Origin of the sequence: Rhodococcus opacus B4, from assembly GCF_000010805.1 — a bacterium.
Lineage (GTDB): Bacteria > Actinomycetota > Actinomycetes > Mycobacteriales > Mycobacteriaceae > Rhodococcus_F > Rhodococcus_F opacus_C.
Genome location: NC_012522.1, coordinates 4,136,829 through 4,160,386, shown reverse-complemented (window position 1 = coordinate 4,160,386; position 23,558 = coordinate 4,136,829). Strand labels below are relative to the sequence as shown.

Below are 23,558 nucleotides of genomic sequence, written 5' to 3'. Positions count from 1 at the left end.
CGGATCTGCGGCCCCCACCCTGATGCGCATACCGAACTGCGAGGCATTCGTGAACTCCGTTCTCCACGACATCTACACCGAATGGGAGGCTGACCGCGCCGTCGCGGTCGCCACCGTCATCGCCACGCTCGGGTCGTCCCCGCGAGACCCCGGGGCCATGCTCGCAGTCCACCAGGATGGAACCGTGGTGGGCAGCATCTCGGGCGGTTGCGTCGAGGGGGCCGTCTACGAGTCCGCCCTCGAGGTCCTCGCCACCGGCCAGCCTCGAATCGAGCACTACGGACCGAGCGGCAACATCCTCGAACCCGGACTGACCTGCGGTGGATCGCTCACTGTGTTCGTGGAACGGCTGGACCGCGAGACCACGCCGCAACTCGCGGAGCTCGTGGAACGCGCACTGCGCGACGAAACCGTCATCCTCGAGACGGTCGTCGCGGGCCCGCGGGCGGGTACCCACCGCATCGCACACGAACTCGACGCACCCACCGGCCTGACCCCCACCGGAACGCTGATACGCCGCTTCCCGTCCCGGCCACGGATGATCATCGTGGGCTCGACCGATTTCGCAGCGGAAACCGGCTACCTCGGCACCAGAATGGGCTACCGGGTCACCCTCTGCGATGCCCGCCCTACCTTCACGACACCGCAGCGATTTCCCCATGTCGACGAGGTCGTCTGCGAATGGCCGTCCGACTGGATCGCACGCGAACGCAACGAAGGCCGATTCGATTCCCGCACAGTCATTGTCGTTCTCACCCACGATCCCAAGATCGACATCCCCGTTCTCGTCGAATGCCTCGACACAACCAAATGGGCAGAACCCCTCGCCTATGTCGGGGCCATGGGGTCACTCACCGCCGACACCAACCGACGACGAGAACTCGCCGCAGCCGGCATCCGCCCCGAACACCTCACCGCGCTGTCGAGCCCCATCGGCCTCGCAATCGGCAACCGCGGACCAGCTGAGACCGCCATCTCCATCGCCGCCGAAATCATCACCAAGCGCGCAATCGACGCAGCACCATCGTGGCAGCGTAATCGGTCCGATTTCCCGCTCGACATCGTCGAACAATGATGAACCACGCGTGTCGCCCGGCCCAGGACAGGCGAGGCCGAGGACCGCGTCGAGCGAGACAAGTGCCAGGTTGCGTACCCATCAGGCCTCGGCGCGGTACTTTTCCTGCTCGGCCGCGAGCCGCGCCTCGTATCCGTGCGCGAGGTCGTGCAGACTCTGCGCGCAGTCGCCGGCGAACACCGGCGCGTGCATCGGCGCCAGCACCAGGGGTTCCAGATCGGCGAGGCCCCGGATCGTGGGCCCGAGCGCCGGGGTCAGGCACGTCGCGCTCCCCATGTCCTCCGCCGCGATGGCCGGTCCGACGATCTCTTCCTCGGTGGTCGCGGGGTGATGACCGAACGCGGTGAACAGGTCGCCGGTGAACAGCGTCCGCGTGGTCTCCTCGAACATCAGCCCGGCGTCCCACCCGTGGGGTACGTGCGGGGTGTCGAGGTGACGGACCCGCCGGGTGCCGGTCTCGAGCACGTCACCGTGCTGTAGCGGACGCGGTGCGCGATCGGCCAGGTCGTTGACCTGCACGAAGCATCCCATCGCCCCGTGCGCGACCTCGGCGTTCGGCGCCGCGGCCAGCCACGAGTTCATCGCTCCGCACTCGTCGGCCTCGACGTGGCCGAACGTGATCCACCGCAGTCTGTCGAGCGGAATCAGCCGGGCGATCGCCTCGGACACGACCGGGAACAGCGCACGCTGACCGGTGTGGAACAGCAGCGCTTCCTCACCGTCGACGAGGAACTGGTTCATGATCAGGTTGGGCTCGTCCAGGTACGTGGACAGCCGGTAGATGTCGGGAGCGATCTCGGTAATCGTGGTGTCCATCCCTGGCTCCGATCACGTCGCGGTGTCGTGAGGTCCAGCTTTCTCGGGACCGCGGCAACACGCAAGATGCCGCTACCGGCGCTGCCCGACGCCGATCCGGACGAGATCGTGCCCGACGGTCACGACACCCGCGAACGTGGACTTCACGCCGCGCTCCCACTGGTCGTCGGTGACCTGTTGCGGGTCGCCCGGTCCGATGTGGGAGAGAACCACCTGGCGGACGCCGGCGTCCGTGGCGACGCGTCCGACGTCCTGCGCGGTGGTGTGCGCGTGAATCATGTGCTCGACCAGTGCCGGACCCGACGTTTCGGCATAGAAGTCGACGTCGATCACCTCGTGGACGAGGATGTCGGATCCCTGCGCGAGCCGAACCACGTTCGACGACTTCGCGGTGTCGCCGGAGAACGTGACGGCGCCGTCCTCGGTATCGAATCGGTAGGCCAGCGACGGGTAGACGGGGCCGTGCGGGACCAGCGTCGCGGTGACCCGCACCCGGTCGTCCTCGAATACGGGAAACGGTTCCATCTCCGGTGCGGTGTTCTCGGCGGAGGCGCCCGACGACTCCGGGGGCAGCACGTCGTGCAGCGACAACATGCGGTTGTAGTCGGTGCCGGCACCCTTCTCCGCGTTGCGGATGTTGGTGTCGTAGGCGTATGCGTCGAGAACACCGGTGAAGAGCCGACTCAGCCCGGGAGCAGGGGTGAGCGGATTCCGAATCGGGATGATCTTGCCGGCTCGCGGGGTCGGCAGGGCGCCCGCCGAACCGGGCCCGTACACGGGCACGACACCGCGGGCCGTGTACGACGGCGTGCCTCCGACCAGCCAGAACACGTTGACCAGGTCGGCGATGTGATCGCTGTGCATGTGGGTGACGAAGACGCCACCGAGCGAGTCGGCGGAGATGCCGGCCTGGATCAGCTTTCGGCTCGACCACGGACCCGCGTCGATGAGATACGGCCGGTCGCCGACGACGAGCACGCTGGACGTGCCGCTCCGCCCCGGGACGGCGATGGGTCCGGCCGCGGTTCCGAGCAGAATCAGCGTCGTCGAGTAGCCGTCGACGTCACCGGACAGCTCGTAGGCATCCGGTGGCGTCGCCCCGCTCGGCTGCGCGTCGGAGGTGTGCGACGCGCAGCTCGTCGCGGCGACGGCGGTGGCGGCGGTGGCGGCGGAACCCAGTAGGGTCAGTGCCCGCCGCCTCGACAGAGGCTGTCGCCGAACCGGTTCCATCTATGCGTCCGTTCGGGCCGCGGCCAATTCCAACGGCACCTGCCAGGCGTCGTATTCGTAGACCCAGTCGCCGTTGCCGGCGACTTTCAGCCAGTCGTTGGACCGTGAGCCGCGCTGGATGCGGGAGGTCCGCTGCAGTCGTGTCTCCTGGTAGGTCCGCAGCGCGACCGCGGGGTCGTCGAACAGGCTCAGGCAGCGGGCGAGGACGACGGCGTCTTCGATGGCCATGCCGGCGCCCTGCGCCATGAACGGCATCATCGGGTGCGCGGCGTCGCCGAGCAGCACGGACCGGCCGTCGGTCCACGACGACAGCGGATCGCGCACGTAGAGAGCCGATTTCAGGACCTCGTCGCACGCGTCGAGCAGCGCCCGCGCCTCCGGGTGGAAGTCGCGGTACAGCTCGCGCAGTTCGGTGACGGACCCGGGTGTCGTCCACGACTCCTCGGTCCATTCGTCCTGGGCGCAGGTCGCGAAGATGAAGATGTCCTTGCCCTGGTTGAGCGGGAACGTCACGATCTGGGTCGACGGGTTCGGCCCCCACCACTTGGTGAAGCAGTCGAGGTTCGGCAGGTTCCCGACGCGTTCGGTGGGGACGACGGCACGGAACGCGACGACGCCGGTGAACGTCGGCTGGTCCCGTCCGAGCAGCGCGGTCCGGACCGCGGAGTGGATGCCGTCGGCACCGACGATCACGTCTGCGGACGCCGCACTGCCGTCGGTGAATTCGATGCGGCCGTCGGCGATGCCGCTGACTCGGCGACCCATTTCGACGGAGCCCGCGGGCAACCGGTTCTCGAGCGCGGTCATGAGGTCGCCGCGGTGCATCGTCAATTGCGGTGCGCCGTACTGCTGTTCCGCGGTGTCGCCCATCGGCAGCCGCGATGTCTCGACGCCGGTGTCCCACGTGCGGCTGATCCGGAACTGGGGCCGTGCGGCGGATTCGCGGATCGCCGGTCCGACGCCGAGCCCGTCGAGCGCCCGAACCGCGTTGGGTGTCAGGTTGATGTCGGCGCCGACGCGGGCGAACTGCCGCGTCTGCTCGTAGACGGTGACGTCGAGACCGAACTTCTGCAGCGCGAGAGCGGTGGCGAGTCCGCCGATTCCGCCTCCGCAGACGGCGATCCTGGTCATCGGGGATCCTTCCCGGGAACGGTGACCGGCGGGGTGAACGGCGCCGGCATCTCGCCGTACGCGGCGAGGTCGACCTCGACGATCACCGGAGCCTGGCGAGACACGGCGTCGGCGAGCACGGTGTGCGCCTCGGCGGCGCCACCGATTCGCAGGTACGGCACACCGATCGACTGTGCGAGCAACGGGAAGTCGGGGGTGACGAGGTCGACGGCGTACGTGTCTTCGCCGCCGCCCTTCTGCATGTTCCGCAGCACGCCGTAGCCGCCGTCGTTGAACACGAGCAGCACCAGCCACGGCTTTTCCTGCGCCATGGTGAGGATCTCGCCGAAGTGGACGGCCAAGCCGCCGTCGCCGACGAGCGCCAGGGTGGGGCGGGTCTCGTCGGCCAGTGCGGAGCCGATGGCCATGCCCAGGCCCTGCCCGATACCGCCGCCGCGGGGGAAGACGTTGGACTTGGGGTCGAACATCGGCAGCAGCCGGTTGCCCCAGGAACTCGACGCGATGGTGACGTCGCGGGCGATCACGGAATCGTTCGGGAACGCGGCGCGCACGGCGTCGCACAGCACGGCGTGGTCACCGAGTCCGGCGCGCTGCTTGGTGCGCACCAGTTCCCGGGTCGCGCGAGCCCGTTCGGTCCACGACGCGTCGACCGGGGCCAGTTCCGACAGCCTCGTCAGGAAGGTGGCGATGTCAGCGGTCACCCCGGCCTGAGCGGGGTAGACGCGGCCGAGCGCCGCCGTGTCGAGGTCGACCTGCACGTGGACGTCCGGGACGGGCATCGAGTAGTCGCCGGTCTCGTTCGACCGGAAGTGCGTTCCGAGCGACAGCAGCAGGTCTGCGTCCTGCAGGAGTTCCCGGCCGGCCGGGGTGTTGCCGTAGTTGCCGATGCACAGCGGGTGGTCCTCGGGCACGGCGCCGCGACCGGAGTTGCTGGTGAGCAACGGAACTCCCCACCGCTCGACCAGTTCGGTCAGCTCCGTGCCGGCGGTCGCGACACCGCCGCCCGCCCAGATCACCGGACGTTCCGCCGACCGCAGCAACGCGAAGGCGACCGCCCACTCGTCGGCGTCCGGCGTGCGCAGCGCCTCCGTGACCGGCTCGACCACGTCGATGACGTGTTCCGCATACTGCAGGTCGATGGGCCATTCGATGCTCGACGGACCGCCGGGCGCCGCGAGGGCGGCGGCTACGCCTTCCCGCAACACCTTTCCGGCGCTGTCGGTGTCGAGGATGGTGGCGGCGTGCTTCGACGTCGCCGTCAGCATGCCCAGTTGATCCTTGGTCTCGTGGATGAATCCGCGGCCCGAACCGAGGTAGCGGCTCTCGACGTTACCGGTCACGTGCAGCACCGACGTTCCGGCACTGAGTGATTCGATCAGTGAACCGGCCGCGTTGCCGGCGCCGGTGCCGGTGCTCGTGAGCGCGCAGCCGAGTCCGCCGGTGGCGCGGGCATAACCGTCGGCCGCGCTGACGGCGGTGGCCTCGTGCCGGACCGGCACGAACCGCAGGTGTTTGGCGACCGCCTGCACCAGGGGCTGGTTGTGGACGCTGACGATGCCGAACACCGTGTCGACCCCGGCCTCGCGCAGCACCTGGACGAGCAGGTCGCCGCCATTTCCTACAGACATGGTGTTCCTCTCAGACATAGCGCGCGACGCCTCCGCAGACATCGAGGCTGGTGCCCGTCACATACGACGAGCGGGGAGACAGCAGGGTCACGATCATGGCGGCCACCTCGTCGGCGCGGCCGAATCGGCCGAGACCGATGCCGCGGTCCTGGGCGATCTCGGCTTCCCACTCGGCAAAGGTGGCCGCGGTGCCGGATTCCTCGTAACGGCGTCGCCACTGACCGGTGTCGACCAGTCCGAGCGACACCGAGTTGACGCGGATGCCGTCGGCGGCGAGTTCCAGCGACAGCGACTTGCTGAGGTTCAACAGCCCGGCCCGGGCGGCGCTGGTGGTGACCAGCCGCGGCTCCGGCTGCCGGGCGAGCACCGCCGAGATGTTGACGATGGCCGCGGCGTCGGACTTCCGGAGCGCGGGCAGGGCGGCGTCGACGGTGTTGAGGACGCTGGAGAATTTCAGGTCGAGTTCGTCGCGCCAGTCGTCGAGGGTCGCCTCGCCGCGCGGGACCATGCGGGACTTGCCCGCGTTGTTGACCAGACCGTCGAGGCCGCCGAACCGAGCGACACCGGCGTCGACCAGCGCGGCGACCGCGGCGGGATCCCGGACGTCGCAGGACGCGGTGAGGACCCGCTCGCTCCCCGGCAGCGGCGCGATCACGGAGTCGAGCCGGTCGCGGTCGCGCGCACAGGTGACGACGTTGGCACCCTCCTCGAGCAGCATCGCGACAGTCGCGAGCCCGACGCCGGAGCTTCCGCCGGTCACCAGGTAGGTGCGGTCTTTCAGTTGCAGGTCCACGACGTGGTCCCCTTCTCTAGTGCAGGACGAATCCGCCGTTGACGACGAGTTGCTGGCCGGTGATGTACGACGCCTCGGGTCCCATCAGGAACGCGACGGCGCCGACGAGATCCGACGGCTGCTGTGGCCGCTCGAGGGCGCGGTTCAGGCGGTACAGCTCGTGCCGGTGTTCCGGAACCTTCTGCGCCGATTCGCTTTCGGTCAGCCCGGGCGAGACGGTGTTGACGGTGATGCCGTGCGGGCCGAGGTCGCGGGACATGGCGCGGGTCAGCGCGGCCACCCCGCCCTTGGACGCGATGTAATGCGCGAGCCGCGGCGAACCGTACAGGGCGGCGTCGGAGCCGATGGTGACGACTCGTCCGCCGCCGTTCCCGATGATGGAGGGAACGATCGCCCTGCTCACGAGGAACGTGCCGCGCAGGTTGACACCCAGCACCCGGTCCCACTCGTCGATGTCGAGTTCGTGAATCGGCTTGCCGCCAACCCCGTCCGCGAGGGCCGCGTTGTTGACGAGGCCATACAGCGGGCCACCGGAGGTGACGGTGGCCGCCATCGCGTCGACGGATTCCGCGTCGCGGAGATCGACCCGGACGAACTGTGCCTTCACGCCGTCGGCGCGCAGGCTTTCGGCGGCCTCCTCGCCCCAGTCCTCGCGAATGTCGGCGAGCCACAGGGTTGCGCCGTCCTCGCCGAGGCGGCGGGCCAGGGCGAGGCCGAGACCCCGCCCCGCCCCGGTCACGAGGATGCTGCGTCCGTCGAGACTCACGGTCAGTCCCGGGTCACGCCGTGCATCGCCGACGTCTCGGGGTACGTCGGGATCTGCGGCTTCTGCGCGCCGATGATGACGCAGAACAGTGCGTCCTTGTCGCCGTTGTTCTTCAGGCTGCGCGGCACTCCGGCGGGGACGACGATCATGTCGCGGTAGCCGAGGGTGCGCTTCTCCACCCTGCCGTCGCGGTGGACGCCGACCTCCACCTCACCTTCGAGCACGAAGAACGCTTCTTCGGCGTCGTGGTGGGTGTGCTCGGGGCCCTCGGCGCCGGGGGGAAGCAGCATGTTGGAGAACGTGAATCCCCGCGACGCGATGGTGCGGTTGTCGCTCTCGTGATTGCCCGTCGCACCGGACCCGACGTAGCGGATCTGCGCGCGCTTGAACTGGTCGCCGGCCTTCGCCTGGAAGCCCAGGGTGTCCCAGTCCTCGTGGCGGGTGCCGCGGGTGAGGATCAGCGAGTCGGTGAATTCCTTCAGATCGGCGGTGCCGTATTCGAGTGTCATTGGTGTACTCCTTCTCTAGACGTGGTTGCGCAGTCGTTCGGTGATGTGGATGAAGGATTCGACCCAGGCGTCGAAGGCGTCCGGTCGCTCCTGGTTCGCGAGATGTCCGGCACCCCGGATGGTGACGAACACGGCACCCGGAATGCCGCCTGCGAGAACCTGACTGGCGGGAACACCGGTCACCCCGTCCTCGTCCCCACTGAGGACGAGCGTCGGGATGTCGATCTTCGGGAGATCGGCGGTGTGATCGGTGGCGGCCATCGACTCGGCGGCGTACCCGTAGCCGGGCAACCGGATCGAAGCGGCCATGATCGCGGTCGCCTTCGCGACCAGGTCGTCGCCGGCGGATCCGGACATCAGTCGCGGGGCCCGTTCGGCGGCAAAGGCTTGTGCGCCGTCCTGCTCGAGCACCGAGATTCGTGACCGCATGCGCGCCGCCGCCTCGTCGTCGGAACCCGAGCCGACTGTGGAACTACCCAGCAGCAGACTCCGCACCAGCCCGGGGTGGCGCATCGCCAGCCGGGTGGCGATCACGCCACCCCACGACATTCCCAGGACGTGGGCGCCGGCGTCACCGCAGCGGTCGCGGATCACGTCGGCGGCGGCGTCGGCGTAGTCGTCGAGGTCGAACGGACGTCCGGGGTCCTCACTGCGGCCGTAGCCCGGAGCGTCCCAGGCCAGCAGTCGCAGCGACCCGGCGAGTTCGTCGAACTGCGGCGCGAAACTGTCGGCACTGCCGCCGATCCCGTGCAGCATGAGAAGCGCTGGACCGGAACCGGATTCGACGACGTGCGTCACGACGCCCGCCCGAGGTCGAACCGCTCGAACGCGCCGGGGTCGGGGATGCCCGCCATGTGGTCGCGGACCTGCTTGGACGGCGGGCCCGCGGTGCCCCACAGGTCGGACAGTTCCGGAACCCGGCGCCACACCTTGCACAGCCACCGGTCCTCGTCGACCTGCGCGATGCCGGAGGTGTACTCGCACACCAGCCCCGCCGGGTCGGCGAAGTAGGAGAACGTGTTGTCGCCGGGGCCGTGCTTGCCCGGACCCCACAGCGGCGTCGTGCCGTGGTGACGCAACCGGCCGATGCCGCGCATGAAGTGGTCCACGGTGGGCATCTCGTACGCGACGTGATTGACGGACGTCCACTCGGCCTGGTTGAACGCGATGCTGTGATGGTCGGTGTTGCAGCGCAGGAACGCCATCTGGTGCTCGGACCAGTCGGAGACCCGCATGCCCAGGATCTCGCAGTAGAACGTCACTGCGGCGTCGATGTCGACCGTGTTGAGGACGACGTGCGTGACACCCACCGGGACGGCGTCGTCCCGCCCCAGCTTCGGGACCGCGAGCGCGTCGGCGAGCAGTTCGACGACACGACCCTCGGGGTCGACGAGGCTCACGCCGTAGCCGCCGCCGAGGTCGTCGACCGGCCCCGGGCCGCTCACGATCGGGACGCCGCGGAGTTCGAGCCTGCGGGCGGCCTCGTCCACCTCGGCGGGCGTGGCGACGGCGAACGTGATGCGGCCGAGGCCGTTCCGCTCCGCCTGGGTGAGCTGCAGCGCGTGGTGATGCTCACCGGTCCCCCGCAGCCAGGCGCCGTCCGTGCCCTGCTCGACGACGCGCAGTCCCCACACGTCCGAGTAGAACTCGGTGGATTCGAGGCTGGCCTGCGTGCGCAGTTCGACGGAGCGCAGGCACCGCAGCCGGGCTATGGGTTGGTTCATCGCAAGCCTCCAGTTGCTTAGGTCTCAATATCTTAGCGCTAAAGTAATAGGTCGTACAGAGGTGAGGGAAATCTTCTTTCCGTCCCGCTACCGCGCCGCCTCCCAGGCCACCCTCTTCGCCGTCCAATGCGACATTGGTTCAGTCAGCCGGAACCGATGTGACATTGGGCGATGCAGATCAGTCCGCCCAGGGATTGGGTTCCTCGTCGAGGCCCCAGTAGATGCTCTTCTGCCGCGAGTAGGCGGCGATTCCGCTGCGCCCCTTCTCCACCCCGAGTCCGCTCTCCTTGACGCCGCCGAACGGCGTCGAGATGCTGAATTGTTTGTAGGTGTTGATCCACACGGTGCCGGCCTGCAGTCGGCGGGCGAGTTTCCAGGCGCGACGGTAATCGCCCGTCCAGATTCCGGACGCCAGACCGAACACCGAATCATTGGCCTGGGCAACCAGATCCGCGTCACCGTCGAACGGCAGGACCACGAGGACGGGTCCGAAGATCTCCTCCTGGCACGTGCGTGAACCGTTGGGGAGCCCGTCGATGATCGTCGGCAGGTAGTACGCGCCGTCGCGCAGCCGCTGGTCGTCGGGGATCGCCCCGCCGCACAACACTCGTCCGCCCTCTTCGCGAGCGAGGTCCACGTACGCGGCGACGCTGTCGCGGTGCTTGCGGTGGACCATCGGCCCGACCTGAGTGTCGGGGTCGCGGCCGGGCCCGAGCCGCAGTCGCTGTGTCTTGGCTACCAGCTTCCCGAGGAATTCGTCGTAGATGCGGCGGTCGACGAACAGCCGGGAGCCGGCGATGCAACTCTGCCCGGTGGACGAGAAGATCCCGTACATCACGCCGTTCACGGCGGCGTCGAGGTCGGCGTCGTCGAGGACGATCGTCGGTGACTTGCCGCCGAGTTCCAGCGACACGGGCATCAGCTTCTCGGCCGCCGCGTGCGCGATGGACCGCCCGGTGTTGGTACCGCCGGTGAACGTCACCTTCCCGACGTCGGGGTGGGTGACGATGGCGTCGCCGACCACGGAACCCTTGCCGGGCAGCACCGACAGCAGCCCCTTCGGCAATCCCGATTCGTCGATCAGCCGTGCCAGTTCCAGCGACACCAGCGGCGTCCACTCGGCGGGCTTGAGGACGACGGCGTTGCCGGCCGCGAGGGCGGGGGCGATCTTCTGCGCGTCGCTGGCCACCGGCGAGTTCCACGGCGCGATGGCGCCGACCACGCCGATGGGTTCGAGAACGCTCATCGTGAGGAAGTTGCCACGCGGGGTGGTGAGGTCGTCGTCCGCGGTCTCGAGGACGGCGGCGAAGTAGCGGAACGTCCCCGCCGCACTGCCGACGAGGGCGGTGGTCTCGGCGACCGTCTTGCCGGTGTTGTAGCTCTGCAGCAGCGCGAGCCGCGACGTGTGCGCCTCGATGGCGTCGGCGATGCGGTGCAGGTACTTCGCCCGCTGGTGCGGGAGCAGCGACCGCCACGCCGGGTCGTCGGAGGCGGAGCGGCCCTTCCGGACCGCCTCGTCGGCGTCGTCGGCGGTGGCCTGGTGGATCACCTGCAGGGTCTCGCCGTTCGACGGGTCGGTGACGGCGAAGGCGGGGCCGGTCGCCTGCCGCCACTGGCCGGCGACGAGGATCCGGTCGGCGACCGGGACGAACGGCAGGATCTGCGGTGCGGTGTCGAGAACGGTCACTGGGAGATCTCCTCGAGGGTCTTCTCGCGGGTTTCGACGGCGAAGAAGCCGACCACGAGGGCACCGATCATTGCGACCGCGGCGAACATTCCGAAGACGACGGTGAGGGTGCCGCCCCCGTCGAGGATGGCGCCGACGGCGAGGGGGCCGACGATGATGCCGAGACGGCCGCTCGCTCCGCCGATCGCGCAGCCGATGGCTCGCATCCGGGTCGGGTACAGCTCCGCGGTGTAGACGTAGAGCGCCATGTTGACCGCGAAGACGAACAGGGCGGATCCGGCCGACCAGAACAGGACCTTCGTCGCGGTGTCGGCGCCGGAGGCAGCGAGCAGGAAGAGCAGCGACGAGCACAGGACCATCGACGCGGTGATGCAGATGCGGCGTCCGAGGTTGTCGATGAGGAACGCGACGAGGATGCAGCCGATCAGGCCGGCGACGCTGGTGACGATGCTGTAGTGCAGGGCGGTGTCGACGCTGACGTCGAATGCCGACCGGTACAGCGTCGGCAGCCAGGACGCGATGCCGTAGTTGACGAAGTAGGCGCAGCCCCAGATGGCCGCGAGCATCAGGGTGCGACGCAGGTAGATGCCCCGGAAGGCCTCCGCGAAGGTTCCGCGGCGCACATCGACGGCGACGGCGGGCAGCGGCTGCGGAGCCGGCAGCGTCTTGCCTGACTTCTCGGTGATCTCGTTCTCGATGCGGGTCATGGCTTTGTGTGCGTCTTCGTAGCGCCCACGCGACGCGAGCCAGCGCGGCGACTCGGGCAGCTTCCACAGCATCGGCAGCAGCAGGACGGGCAGCGCGCCGAGTGCGAACAGGATCTTGTAGCCGTAGTTGGGGACCACCCACGCCGACACGATCGCCGACATCACGAGCCCGATCGGGAAGATCACCTCGTAGAGCAGCACGAATCGTCCGCGTTTGTGGGCTTTGGTGATCTCGCCGATGTAGCTCGCCGCGACCGGGACCTCGGCGCCGAGGCCGATGCCCTGCACGAATCGGAAGACGAGGAAGAGCATCAGGCTGTCGGTGAACGCCATGCCGAGGCTCATCACGGCGTAGAGCGCGAGCGAGAAGATGATGACGTTGAGCCGGCCGACGCGGTCGGCGAACCAGCCGCCGGCGAGCGCGCCGACGAGCATGCCGATGCCGCCGATGGCGATCACCCAGGCGATGTCGCCGGGGGTCAGACCCCACTTGGGGATGAGGACGGGGAGTGAGTAGGCGATCATCAACTGGTCGAAGCCGTCGAAGAACGTGACGGCGCCGACGATGACGCGTGCCTTGATATGCCACCTGCTCATCGGCAGGCGTTCGAGTCGGGCGCTGATCATCTCAGCTGTGGCAGCCATGGCGGGCGATACCGTCGTCATGAGCATCCTCAGGGTCGGGTCGAGGCATTTACTTAAGCCCTCAAAGGCTTACCGCTAAGATGTAATCTCACGCACACGATAAACGTCAACCCTTGACTTTGAAAGAAACATATTGTTCACACCTGTGCGCACTTATTAACCTTCCGCGGTTAACAAGTGCTCACGGGTGACGGAGCCGTCGACTACGCGGTGGACTGCATCCATTCTGCACAGATGCGTGCGGTCGTGCGTCACCAGCAGCGTCGCGACCTCGCGCTCTCGCACGACACCGAGGAGCAGATCCATGATCGCGGCGCCCCGTTCCTGGTCGAGCGCGCTGGTCGGCTCGTCGACGACCAGCAGCGACGGATCGTTCATCAGCGCCCGGGCCAGGTTGACCCGCTGCCGCTGCCCACCCGACAACTGCCCGGGCCTCTTCCCGGCGTGGTCTGCAAGCCCGACAGCGTCGAGCAGGTCGCGAGCCTTCACACGCCCGGACCGCCGGGGCACGAACAACCGCTGCCCGAGGTGCGCCATCGCCTCCAGTTGTTCGAGGGCAGTCAACGACGACACCAGATTGGACTGCTGGAACACGATGCCGATCCGGTCGCGGCGCAGCGTGGACGCCTCCCGCCGGCTCAGCGCGGTGAGTTCGGTGGCGCCCAGCCGGACGGAGCCCGAGTCGGGCCGGATCAGTGTCGACGCCACCGCGAGGAGCGTCGACTTTCCGGAACCGGACGGACCGGTGATCGCGGCGATCTCACCCCGGCCGAGGGTCAGCGACACCGAGTCGAGGGCGGTGACGCGTCCCGCGCCGTCGGGGTAGGTGAGGGTGACGTCGTCGAGGGTGAGGGCGGGGGTGGTCATCGTGTGCTCCCGAGGGCTGTGAGGGGGTCGGTGGTGAACAGGAAGCGGAGCGCGAACGCGGCGCCGAGGAGGCCCAGCCCGACCAGGGCGGTGGCGGGCAGGAAAGTGGTGGAGACGTCGAGCACGAACGGCACGGCGTCGCCGATCATCGACCCGGCCACCGCTGCCGTCCCGACACCGACTCCCACGCCGGCGAGCAGGACGACGAGCGCCTGCCCGAGCGCGTCCCGCACGAGCGACCCGGTGGACGCGCCGAGCGCCTTCAACGTCGCGACATCGGGGGTGCGCTGCAGGGTCCAGACCGTGAAGAACGCGCCGATCACCAGCGCGGAGATCGCGAACAGCATCACCGTCATCAACGTCAGCGACCCGTTCTCGGAGGCATAGGAGCCGATGGCGGAGAAGGAGTCGGCCACACTTCGGGAGGTCGTCCCCGCGACGGCGTTCGTGGCGTCGTCCCCGCCGGACACCGCGAGCACCGTCGCTGCACCCCCGCGCGGGTTCGCGTGCTGCCAGTCGGCGAGCGTCATCCACACGGCCGGGCTGTGGCCGTACCAGTCGTCACCGCGGACCGCGGTCACCGCGAAGGTGACGTCGCCGACTGTGAGACGGTCGCCGGCGCCGACGCCGAGGGATCGCGCCGCGCCGGCTCCGAGGATCACGGTTCCCGGCGCGGACGGTGCACGGTCGCCCACACCGCTGTCCGCGCCGACCAGTGCCACCCCCTTCGCCACACCTCCTACTGCCGACGCCGAACCTCGTCCGACGCCGATCGGCTGCACCGAGTCGGCGCTCCGCCGCCAGACGGCCACCTGCTCGGACGTCAGCGCGGACTCGTCGAACGACGGACCGTCGCCGGAGGCGGCGAAGACCACCGACGCGGCGTCGATGCGTTCCACGACGGACACGTTCTGGTGACGCAGTCCGGCCGTGAGACCGCTGAGAAACGTGACGAGCAGCGCAATCAGCACCACGACGACGGATATCAGCGCGAAGCGACCACGGGCGGCACGCAGGTCTCTCGATGCGACGAACACAGGTGGTCCTCTCCAGATCACGACCGACTCCGCAGTCGATGCGGGCCGGGGCGGCGCTCACGGCCTCCGAACTCACCGTGCCCCGGACACGACACGGTTCCATCGCACGTGGGGTGGAATTCTCGGTGGTCGAAGGTCGGGTGCGCGTTCCGACTTTCGATGGATGCCCGGTGTGCTCGCGTCGATAAGCTGGGCGGGGTGCACCGCTCCCCTCTCACGCCCGTGTTCGCGGGACTCCAACTGGGACTGCATGCGCTGATCGCGGCGCTCACGGCAGTCGTGATCTTGCGCGCCGTCCTTCCGGACGCCCCGCAGGCACCGGCGATCGTGGTGCTGTCGGTGGCGTTTCTCGCGGTGTACGCGGCGGGAGCGACGCGTCGTCTGCGCGGGACGTGGTGGCTCGCGGCGCTGACGGCTCTGTGGGTTGCGCTGATGGTCCTCGCCCCCGACGCCGCCTATCTCGCGTTCGGGCTGTTCTTTCTGTACCTGCATCTGCTGCCGCGACGCTTGGGAGTACTGGCGGTCGCGGCCGCGACCGTCGTTGCGGTCGTGGGTACCGGCATGCACCGCGGCTGGAGCGTCGCGGGTGTCGTCGGTCCGGTGATCGGTGCGTGCGTCGCGGTGGCGATCGGCCTCGGCTACCGGGCGTTGTACCGGGAGGCTGTCGAGCGCGATCGCCTCATCGACGAATTGACCCGAACCCGGGCCGAACTCGCCGAGCAGGAACGTGCCGCCGGCTCCCTGGCCGAACGTGAGCGGCTCGCGCGCGAAATCCACGACACCGTCGCGCAGGATCTGTCGAGCATTCAGATGCTGCTCCACGCCGTCGAACGCGCCGCCCCCGACCACCCCGCCCGGGACCGCATCCGGCTGGCGCGGGAGACGGCCGCCGACAGCCTCGCCGAAACCCGTCAGCTCATCGGCGATCTCACACCCGCCGTCCTCGACGGGCAGTCACTCGTGGACGCGCTCGCGCGGATCTGCACGCAGGCGAGGAGCGACACGTTCGACACCATTGCCGTGGTCGAGGGGGAGCCGGTGCGATTGCCGATGCCCGTCGAGGCGGCGTTGGTGCGGATTGCGCAGGGCGCGGTGTCCAACGTGGTCCGGCACGCACACGCATCCCGGATGGCGATCACCCTCACCTACTACGAGGACGCGGTCCGGTTGGACGTCGTCGACGACGGCGTCGGCTTCGATGCCGAACTCCTCGACCGTGAACCGTCGAAAGCGTTCGGGCTGAATTCGATTCGCCGACGCGTCGAGCTGCTCGACGGGTCGATGTCGGTGGAGTCTGAACCAGGACTGACCGCGGTCGCGGTGTCGTTCCCGCTCGAGGTCGGCGCATGATCCGACTGCTGCTCGCCGACGACCACGCGATCGTTCGCGCGGGCCTGCGCGCCCTCCTCGAGCACGAGGACGACATCGAGGTGGTCGGCGAGGCAGCCACCGCGGACGCCGCCGTGGCGTTGTGCGCGACGACTCCGGTCGACCTCGTGCTCATGGACCTTCGGTTCGGCCCCGGCACCTCGGGCGTGGACGCCACCCGGAACCTGCGGTCCCTGCCGAACCCACCGCACGTGCTGGTAGTCACCAACTACGACACCGACGCCGACATCCTCGACGCGGTCGCGGCCGGCGCCGCCGGGTATCTCCTGAAGGACACTCCCCCGCCCGAACTCCTCGCCGCCGTCCGCGCGGCATCGGCCGGCGACAGCGTCCTCTCCCCGGCCGTGGCGTCGAAACTGATGACGCGCGTACGCCGACCTGCCACCAGCCTCAGCCCACGGGAGATCCAGGTGCTGACGTTGGTGGCTGCCGGGCGGTCCAATCGGGAGATCGGCAAGGAACTCTTCCTCTCCGAGACCACCGTGAAGTCCCATCTCGTCCACATCTTCGGCAAACTCGGCGTCAAGTCCCGGACGTCCGCAAATCGCGCGGGCCCGCGAGCTGGGCACCATCCCCAGGTGAGTGGCAATGTGTGCGGACGCACACATTGCCACTCACATGCGTTTACGCTGGGGAAATGGACCCACCTGCCGTCCGCTACGTGCAGCGGGATGGGCATGCGCTGGCCTACCAGGTGGTGGGCGCGGGTGAACGCGACGTGGTGTGGCTGTTCGAGATCAACATGCACCTCGACCTCATGTGGACCGACCCCGAGATCCACTACCTGATGGAACGGGGCAGCACGTTCGCCCGCACGGCATACTTCCAGCAACGAGGGCTGGGACTGTCCGACCCGGTCGAGCACCTGCCCACACTCGAGGAGCAGGCCGACGACATCGTCGCGGTGATGGACGAGATCGGGATGCGGGAAGCGCTGCTGGTGGGTGTGGCCAGCGCGAGCGGTCCCGTCGCACTCGTCGCCGCCCGCTCGCCGGAGCGGGTCACCGGTGTCGTCCTGATCCAGCCGTTCGCCGAGCGGCTGGTCGGCGGCAACCACGATCCGGTGGGATGGAGCGCCGCCGAACGCGACAACTTCGTCGACGGGTGGCGGGCGGCCACCCGGAACTGGGGGTCGGGCAGCACGGTACCCCTGTGGGATCCCCAGGAGGACTCGGCGTTCAACCGTCGGCTGATGGCCATGCTGGAACGCAATTCCGCGACACCCGCGGTCGCACAGGCCCACCTCGAGTGGATCTTCCGGCTCGACTACTCGGACATGCTGCCGTCCATCCAGTGCCCGGCGCGCGCGCTTCTGGTCGCGGGAAGTCCGGTGCCGGTGGCCGCCTCGCAGTACGTCGCCGACCGTATCCCGCGCGGCAGCTTCCACCTGTTGCCGCAGTCGCCGCCCGGCGCGTCGCTCGGGGAGGCGTGGAAACCGATCATCGACCACGTCGAGCAGTTGGCCACCGGCGGGCACCCGGCATCCGACGCGGGCCGGTACCTGGCGTCCGTACTGTTCACGGACGTCGTCGGCTCCACCGAGGTGCTCGCCCGGATCGGCGACAGCGCCTACCGCGACCTGCGGGCCGCGCACGAGTGGCAGGTCCGCGACGAGATCGAGAAGGCCGGCGGCCGGCTCCTCAACGTGGCCGGCGACGGCACCTTCAGCATCTTCGACGGTCCCGCGTCCGCGGTCCGGTGCGCGCGGGCGGTCGTCGACGGCGCCGGCGAACTCGGGCTGGAGGTGCGGGCCGGCGTCCACACGGGGCAGGTCGAGCGCAACGGCCCCGACGTGAGCGGCATGACCGTCCACATCGGCGCACGCATCGCCGCGACGGCCCGCGCCCGGGAAGTGCTGGTGTCGCGGACCGTCCGGGATCTCGTGGTGGGTTCGGGACTGCGGTTCGCCGACGCCGGGGAACATGCCCTCAAGGGGGTGCCCGACCGCTGGCCCCTCTACTCCCTCACCGACGCAGACCACGCGCCCCGGACCGTTCCGCGACTCGCGCCGAAGCTGAGCATGATCGACCAGGCCATCCTGCGCACCGCGAAGCGGGCACCGCAGGCACTGCGCGCGCTCGTCGGCGCCGCCAACGCGAGGCAGCGACGGCTGTCCCGCTGATCCCAGGTGAGTGGCAAAGCGTGCGCCAGCACACTTTGCCACTCACCTGCATGTCACGCCGCCACGGTGGACCGGCGGGCAGGTGTCTGCTGGACGTCCGGTGACGAGTACTTCCGCACGATCGCGAGGAGGCAGAGCAGCCCGACCGCTCCGGCGACGGCGAGGAAGGCGCCGACCCGCCAGGCATTGGACGCGTCGCCGTTGATGAGCAGCACCATGACCATCGGTGAGAAGCCACCGATGATGGCCGAGATCTGGTAGCCGAGGGACGCGCCGGAGAACCGGATCTCGGGCGGGAACAGTTCCGCGAACAGGGTTCCCTGCGTTCCAGTCTGGAACGACATGACGATCACCGCACCGAACACGGCGAGCGCGAACGGCCACAGCGTGCCCTGACTCGACTGTCCGATCATGAGCCACATGGGAATTCCCCACAGCAGCATTCCGGCGGTGCCGATACCGAAAATCAGCTTGCGGCCGTAGCGGTCGGAGAGATACCCCGCGAGCGGGACGAGCGGAATCATCAGCATGCAGGCGGCGAGGATGAATCCGAGCACGGTCGAGCGTTCGATCCCGAGGTAGGTGGTGGCGAACTGCACGGATCCCGTGATCATCGTGTAGAAGAAGATGACGCCGATCGCGTTGGCGCCGGCCGCGGTGAGCACGGTGCCGGGGTTCCTTCGCAGCACCTGCAGGATCGGCGACTTCCGGGCCACCGGAGCCTCGGCCAGCTTCTTCGACAGTTCCTGGAATTCGGGGGTCTCCTCCAGGTAGCGGTGGATGACGAAGGCGACCGGAAGCATCACGAGGCTGATCCAGAACGGAATCCGCCACGCCCAGGCAAGGAACGACTCGGAGTCGAATAGCGCTGTGACGACCAGGAACACGACGTTGCCGAGCACCACGCCGATGGGCACGCCGAGCTGCGCGAAGCTGCCGTAGAACCCGCGGCGCCCGGCGGGTGCGTTCTCGGTGGCGAGGAGGACGGCACCGCCCCATTGCGCACCGACCGCGAGGCCCTGGCAGATCCGCAGGGTCACGAGAATCGTGGGGGCCAGCCACACGAGTTGGGTGTTGGGGACGAGGCCGATCAGCGACGTCGCGACGGCCATCATCACGATGGCTGCGACGAGTACCGGTTTGCGCCCGACCTTGTCGCCGAAGTGGCCGGCGAGGACGCCGCCGATGGGCCGGGCGATGAAGCCGACCGCCACCGTGGCGAACGAGTTGAGTGCGGCGACGACCTGGCTGTCGGTCGCGAAGAACGTTGTGTTGAACACGAGCGCGGCGGCGGTCGCGTAGATGAAGAAGTCGTACCACTCGAGTGAGGTCGAGATGGCGGCCGCGAACGAGGCGCGTGCGGCCCGGGGCTTCCCCGCGCGGCGTGTGCCGGAATCGGTGGGCATGGTGGTCTCCTGCTCAGTCTTGGGCAATGGAACCGAATGTGTCTCGGAGAACGCGTTTGAGGATCTTCCCGCTCGGGTTCTTCGGGAGGGAGTCGGCGACGACGACGTACTTGGGCAGCTTGTAGCCGGCGAGCCGTCCGCGGCAGTGCTCCACCACGTCCTTCTCGTCGAGTTCGACGCCGGCGACGGGGACCACCACAGCCGCAACCGCTTCGATCCACCGTGGGTGCGGAACTGCGAACACCGCGGCCTCGCCGACGCCGTCGAGTTCGTAGAGCGTTTCCTCGACCTCCCGGGTGGCGACGTTCTCGCCGCCGGACTTGATCATGTCCTTCTTGCGGTCGACCACCCACAGGTAGCCGTCGTCGTCGAGGTAACCGAGGTCGCCGGAGTGGAACCAGCCGCCGGCGAACGCTTCCGCCGTCTTCTCGGGCTGCCCGAGATAGCCGACGGTGGCGTGCGGGCTGCGGTGCACGATCTCCCCGACCTCGCCGGCCGGCAGTGGCTCGTTCCGGTCGTCCACGATGCGTGTCTCCACGTTCAGCGCCGGCTTACCCGCCGAACCGCCCCGCGACTCCTGGTCTTCCGGACCGAGAGCCGTGGCGAGGGATGCCATTTCGCTTTGCCCGTAGAAGTTCCACAACCGGATGCCGGGCAATGCCCGCTTCATGTCGCGCAGGACCTCCACCGGCAGCGGGGACGCCCCGTAGTAACCCTTCTGCAGCGACCGCAGGTCGGTGCCGCCGAAGTCGGGCGACTGCAGCAGGGAGATCCACACCGTCGGCGGGCAGAACAGGTTGGTCACCTTCTCCGCCTCGATGGTGCGGAGCAGCACCCGGGGGTCGGGTCCGTCGACGATGATGCTCGTCGCCCCGAGGTAGATGTCGGTGCTGAGGAAGTTGTCGAGTTGCGCGCAGTGGTACAGCGGCAGCGCGTGCACCTCCACGTCGTCGCTGCTCATGCCGCCGGTGACGATGCAGCTGATGTACTGCCACATCAGCGACCGGCTGGTGAGCATCGCACCCTTGGGCCGCGACTCGGTACCCGACGTGTACACGATGCGGACCACGTCGTCGTCGGCCACGAATACCTCCGGCGCCGAATCGTATTCGCCGCCTGTCCAGCCGGCCACCGCGCGCCAGCCGTCCGGAACGGCGCCGCCGCCCAGTGGGAGCGCCGCCCGCAACCGGACGCTCCCCCTCGATTCCGCGAGCGCCGTCTCGGCGACGGGCACCAGGGCGTCCTCGACGACGAACGCGTCGGCCGCACAGTCGTCGAGGATGTACGCGATCTCCCCGCCGGTCAGCATGAAGTTGATCGGGACGAGCACCACACCGAGCCGGGCGGTCGCGAAGTTCAGCACCGGGTACTGCCAGCAGTTGTGCGACAGCAGCGCGAGCCGGTCACCGGGGCGAAGCCCCTCGGCATGCAGAGCCGCCGCCACCCGATCGATGACGGCATCGAACTCGGCGAACGTCAGCCGCACGTCGCGGTGCACGATCGCGAGCTTGTCCGGAAAGCGCGCGGCGGACCGTCGCGGAATATCGCCGATGCTCTGCTGCCGGGCGCGCGTCAGGTTTTCGTTCACCCGCGGACTTCTTTCAGTGTCGGAGTGGCGGCGAACTCGGCGCGGGCGAGCGACCGCCGGTGCACCTGGTCGGGACCGTCGGCGATCTGCAGGAACCGGGCCTGCGCGTACAGCACCGGCAGGATCGTGTCCTGCGACAGGCCGGCGCCGCCGAAGATCTGCATCGCGTCGTCGACGATCTGCTTGACCGTCAGCGGGACCATCACCTTGGCCGCGGCGATGTCGTGGCGAGCGGCCTTGGTGCCCTCGACGTCCATCCGCCAGGCGGCCTTCAGCACCAGCAGCCGGGCGGCGTCGAGGTGGATCCGCGCGTCCGCGACGGTGGCCTGCACGACGCCCTCGTCGGCGAGGGGCCTGCCGAACGCGACCCGGGTGCGGGCGCGTTCGGTCATCAGCGCGATGGCCCGCTCGGCCATGCCGATCAGCCGCATGCAGTGGTGGATCCGCCCCGGACCGAGGCGGGCCTGCGCGACCGCGAAGCCCTTACCCCGTGGTCCGAGCAGATTCGCCTTGGGCACACGGACCTTGTCGAAGACGATCTCGCCGTGCCCGCCCTCGTGGCGGTCGGCGAACCCGAGGACCGTGGTGGACCGGACGATGTTCACCCCCGGGGTGTCCATGGGAACGAGGACGATGCTGTGCCGGCTGCCGACCGGGGCGTCGGGGTCGGTGGCGCCCATGACCATCGCCACCCGGCAGTCGTCGCGCAGCGCCGCGGTGGACCACCACTTGCGCCCGGTCAGCACCCACTCTTCGCCGTCCTCGGCGATCTCGAGCCGGACGTTGTTGGCGTCCGAGCTCGCAACGTCGGGTTCGGTCATCGAGAAGCACGACCGGAATTCCCCCGCGAGCAGCGGTTCGAGCCATTCCGACTTCTGCTCGTCGGTGCCGTAGAGGTGCAGCAGTTCCATGTTGCCGGTGTCCGGCGGGTTGCAGTTGAACGCCTCCGGGGCGATCAGCGGGCTCCAGCCGGTGAGCTCCGCGAGCGGCGCGTACTCGAGGTTCGTCAGCCCGGCCCCCTCGCGGGCGGGCAGGAAGAGGTTCCACAGACCTTCCCGCTTGGCGGCGGCCTTGAGGTCGGCGACGATCGGCGGCGCACCCCAGTGATCGGGCTTGGACGCCAGCTGCTCCTCGGCGATCTGCTCGGCGGGCAGCACCCGCTCCTGCATGAACTTCGTCAGCTTCGCTTGCAGTTCAAGAACTTTCGGGCTGTACTCGAAATCCACTGTAAGTGGCTCCAATCTATTTCGGTGATGCCGCGGTCAGCGGCGGAGTTCGGACACGGGCGACGCGGCAGCGAGGTCGAGCGCGCGCTGCAACAGCGGACCGACCATGTCGCCGACGTCGTCGAACCCCCCGCCGACGGTGTCGCCCTGCGCGTGCCGGGCGTTGATGCCCTCGAGGATGACGGCGATCTTGAAGTCGGCGAACACCGTGTACCAGTCGATGTCGGGGATGTCGATGCCGCGCTGCGTGGCGTAGCGGTCGAGAAGTTCGGCGCGGGTGGGGAATCCGTCGAGCCGCGCGAGACCCTTGGTCACCGGGTTGTCGACGGCGCCGGGCTGGTCCCAGAAGCTCAGCATGATCCCGACGTCGGCGAGGGTGTCGCCGAGCGTCGCCATCTCCCAGTCCAGGACCGCGACGATCTTCCCGGCGTCGTCGCGGGACGCGAGCACGTTGTCGAGTTTGACGTCGCCGTGGACGATGCCCGGGAAGTCCGAGGTGGGCAACGCCCGGCGCAGCTTGTCGAGCAGCACCGACACCTCGGGGCGATCGGTGGTGCGGGAGGCCTCCCACTGCCGGGACCAGCGGTCGAGTTGGCGTTCGAGGTAACCGTCCGGGCGGCCGAAGGAGCCGAGTCCGACCGCGTCCGCGTCGACGCCGTGCAGGGCGGCCAGGGTGTCGGCGAGGTCCAGCCCGAGCCGGCGGCGGTCGTCCGGGGTGAGCGCCGACGCCTGCTCGACCGTCCCGACGGGCATCCCGTCCACCAGCTCCATGAGGTAGAACGACGCACCCAGCACGTACTTGTCCTCGCACAGCAGCACCGCTTCGGGCACCGGGACCGCGGTGCCCGCCAGCCCGCTGATCACGGTGAACTCACGCTTCATGTCGTGGGCGCTCGGCAGGACGTGCCCGTACGGGGGACGCCGCAGGACCCACGTCCGGTCGGCGTCGGCAACCCGGTACGTGGGATTCGAGCGGCCACCGCTGATCAGTCCTGCCGACAACTCCCCCTGCACACCCCCCTCGAGAGCGGTGTCGAGGTAGCCGGCAAGGGCCGCGAGGTCGACGCCTGCCGAATCCTCCCAGTCCTGGTGGGTGTCCGCTTCGGCGTGGGACGTCGTCATCCGCTGCGTCCTTTCGGGTGCTTCGCTGTACTGCCAAACGATCGTTCGGCCAGTTCCCATCATCAGCCGAGCGGACGCCGGAAGTCAATA

Annotated in this window: 20 protein-coding genes and 1 pseudogene; 4 read left to right on the top strand and 17 right to left on the bottom strand. The window is 68.8% G+C overall.

Annotation, left to right across the window (positions count from 1 at the left end; genetic code table 11):
* The first annotated feature begins 49 nt into the window (after positions 1-49).
* Positions 50-1,075, top strand: coding sequence for an XdhC family protein (locus ROP_RS19035; protein ID WP_012691040.1), 1,026 nt, complete (start codon positions 50-52; stop codon positions 1,073-1,075).
* 81 nt (positions 1,076-1,156) lie between these two features.
* Here the strand turns inward: ROP_RS19035 and ROP_RS19030 are convergent, their stop codons facing one another.
* From ROP_RS19030 to ROP_RS18970, 13 genes are all read right to left on the bottom strand, one after another.
* Positions 1,157-1,891: an MBL fold metallo-hydrolase gene (locus ROP_RS19030; protein ID WP_012691039.1), complete on the bottom strand. Its 735-nt coding sequence runs from the start codon at positions 1,889-1,891 to the stop codon at positions 1,157-1,159.
* A gap of 72 nt (positions 1,892-1,963) precedes the next feature.
* Positions 1,964-3,121: an MBL fold metallo-hydrolase gene (locus ROP_RS19025; RefSeq protein WP_012691038.1), complete on the bottom strand. Its 1,158-nt coding sequence runs from the start codon at positions 3,119-3,121 to the stop codon at positions 1,964-1,966.
* Entirely contained in the window at positions 3,122-4,252 is a 1,131-nt protein-coding gene (locus ROP_RS19020; RefSeq protein ID WP_012691037.1) for an FAD-dependent monooxygenase, read from the bottom strand.
* Positions 4,249-5,898: a thiamine pyrophosphate-binding protein gene (locus ROP_RS19015; RefSeq protein WP_080512500.1), complete on the bottom strand. Its 1,650-nt coding sequence runs from the start codon at positions 5,896-5,898 to the stop codon at positions 4,249-4,251. Before ROP_RS19015 ends, ROP_RS19020 begins: the two co-directional genes overlap by 4 nt.
* Positions 5,891-6,673: an SDR family oxidoreductase gene (locus tag ROP_RS19010; RefSeq protein ID WP_012691035.1), complete on the bottom strand. Its 783-nt coding sequence runs from the start codon at positions 6,671-6,673 to the stop codon at positions 5,891-5,893. Before ROP_RS19010 ends, ROP_RS19015 begins: the two co-directional genes overlap by 8 nt.
* Before the next feature lie 16 nt (positions 6,674-6,689).
* Positions 6,690-7,439, bottom strand: a complete 750-nt coding sequence (locus tag ROP_RS19005) for a 3-oxoacyl-ACP reductase family protein (protein ID WP_012691034.1) — start codon at positions 7,437-7,439, stop codon at positions 6,690-6,692.
* 2 nt (positions 7,440-7,441) lie between these two features.
* Complete coding sequence (locus ROP_RS19000) at positions 7,442-7,948, bottom strand: cupin domain-containing protein (protein ID WP_012691033.1); 507 nt, start codon at positions 7,946-7,948, stop codon at positions 7,442-7,444.
* 15 nt (positions 7,949-7,963) lie between these two features.
* A complete protein-coding gene (locus tag ROP_RS18995) occupies positions 7,964-8,746 on the bottom strand; it encodes an alpha/beta fold hydrolase (protein WP_012691032.1) in 783 nt (260 codons plus the stop codon).
* The gene (locus ROP_RS18990; protein ID WP_012691031.1) at positions 8,743-9,672 is read right to left on the bottom strand and encodes a VOC family protein; all 930 of its coding nucleotides are present in this window, start codon (positions 9,670-9,672) and stop codon (positions 8,743-8,745) included. Before ROP_RS18990 ends, ROP_RS18995 begins: the two co-directional genes overlap by 4 nt.
* Positions 9,673-9,850: 178 nt before the next feature.
* A complete protein-coding gene (locus tag ROP_RS18985; RefSeq protein ID WP_012691030.1) occupies positions 9,851-11,359 on the bottom strand; it encodes an aldehyde dehydrogenase in 1,509 nt (502 codons plus the stop codon).
* Positions 11,356-12,738 carry an MFS transporter gene (locus ROP_RS18980; RefSeq protein WP_012691029.1) on the bottom strand — a complete coding sequence of 461 codons (1,383 nt, stop codon included), beginning with the start codon at positions 12,736-12,738 and terminating at the stop codon, positions 11,356-11,358. The genes ROP_RS18985 and ROP_RS18980 overlap by 4 nt, the downstream gene beginning before the upstream one ends.
* Before the next feature lie 129 nt (positions 12,739-12,867).
* Positions 12,868-13,578, bottom strand: coding sequence for an ABC transporter ATP-binding protein (locus ROP_RS18975; protein WP_012691028.1), 711 nt, complete (start codon positions 13,576-13,578; stop codon positions 12,868-12,870).
* Entirely contained in the window at positions 13,575-14,615 is a 1,041-nt protein-coding gene (locus ROP_RS18970) for an ABC transporter permease (RefSeq protein WP_012691027.1), read from the bottom strand. Before ROP_RS18970 ends, ROP_RS18975 begins: the two co-directional genes overlap by 4 nt.
* A gap of 159 nt (positions 14,616-14,774) precedes the next feature.
* Between ROP_RS18970 and ROP_RS18965 the strand changes: the two genes are divergently transcribed.
* From ROP_RS18965 to ROP_RS18955, 3 genes and pseudogenes are all read left to right on the top strand, one after another.
* Positions 14,775-15,965, top strand: coding sequence for a sensor histidine kinase (locus tag ROP_RS18965; protein ID WP_043824970.1), 1,191 nt, complete (start codon positions 14,775-14,777; stop codon positions 15,963-15,965).
* Positions 15,962-16,586 (top strand): annotated as a pseudogene (locus tag ROP_RS18960) (response regulator). Before ROP_RS18965 ends, ROP_RS18960 begins: the two are co-directional and overlap by 4 nt.
* 55 nt (positions 16,587-16,641) lie before the next feature.
* Complete coding sequence (locus tag ROP_RS18955; RefSeq protein ID WP_012691024.1) at positions 16,642-18,126, top strand: adenylate/guanylate cyclase domain-containing protein; 1,485 nt, start codon at positions 16,642-16,644, stop codon at positions 18,124-18,126.
* Positions 18,127-18,179: 53 nt separating this feature from the next.
* On the opposite strand, the gene ROP_RS18950 is transcribed toward ROP_RS18955, so the two are convergent.
* Genes ROP_RS18950 through ROP_RS18935 form a run of 4 tightly spaced genes read right to left on the bottom strand, consistent with a single transcriptional unit; the run spans position 18,180 to position 23,468 of the window.
* Positions 18,180-19,532, bottom strand: a complete 1,353-nt coding sequence (locus ROP_RS18950; RefSeq protein ID WP_012691023.1) for an MFS transporter — start codon at positions 19,530-19,532, stop codon at positions 18,180-18,182.
* 13 nt (positions 19,533-19,545) lie between these two features.
* Positions 19,546-21,120, bottom strand: a complete 1,575-nt coding sequence (locus tag ROP_RS18945; protein ID WP_012691022.1) for an acyl-CoA synthetase — start codon at positions 21,118-21,120, stop codon at positions 19,546-19,548.
* Positions 21,117-22,346 carry an acyl-CoA dehydrogenase family protein gene (locus ROP_RS18940; RefSeq protein ID WP_012691021.1) on the bottom strand — a complete coding sequence of 410 codons (1,230 nt, stop codon included), beginning with the start codon at positions 22,344-22,346 and terminating at the stop codon, positions 21,117-21,119. The genes ROP_RS18945 and ROP_RS18940 overlap by 4 nt, the downstream gene beginning before the upstream one ends.
* 36 nt (positions 22,347-22,382) lie before the next feature.
* A complete protein-coding gene (locus ROP_RS18935; protein WP_012691020.1) occupies positions 22,383-23,468 on the bottom strand; it encodes a phosphotransferase family protein in 1,086 nt (361 codons plus the stop codon).
* Positions 23,469-23,558: the final 90 nt, after the last annotated feature.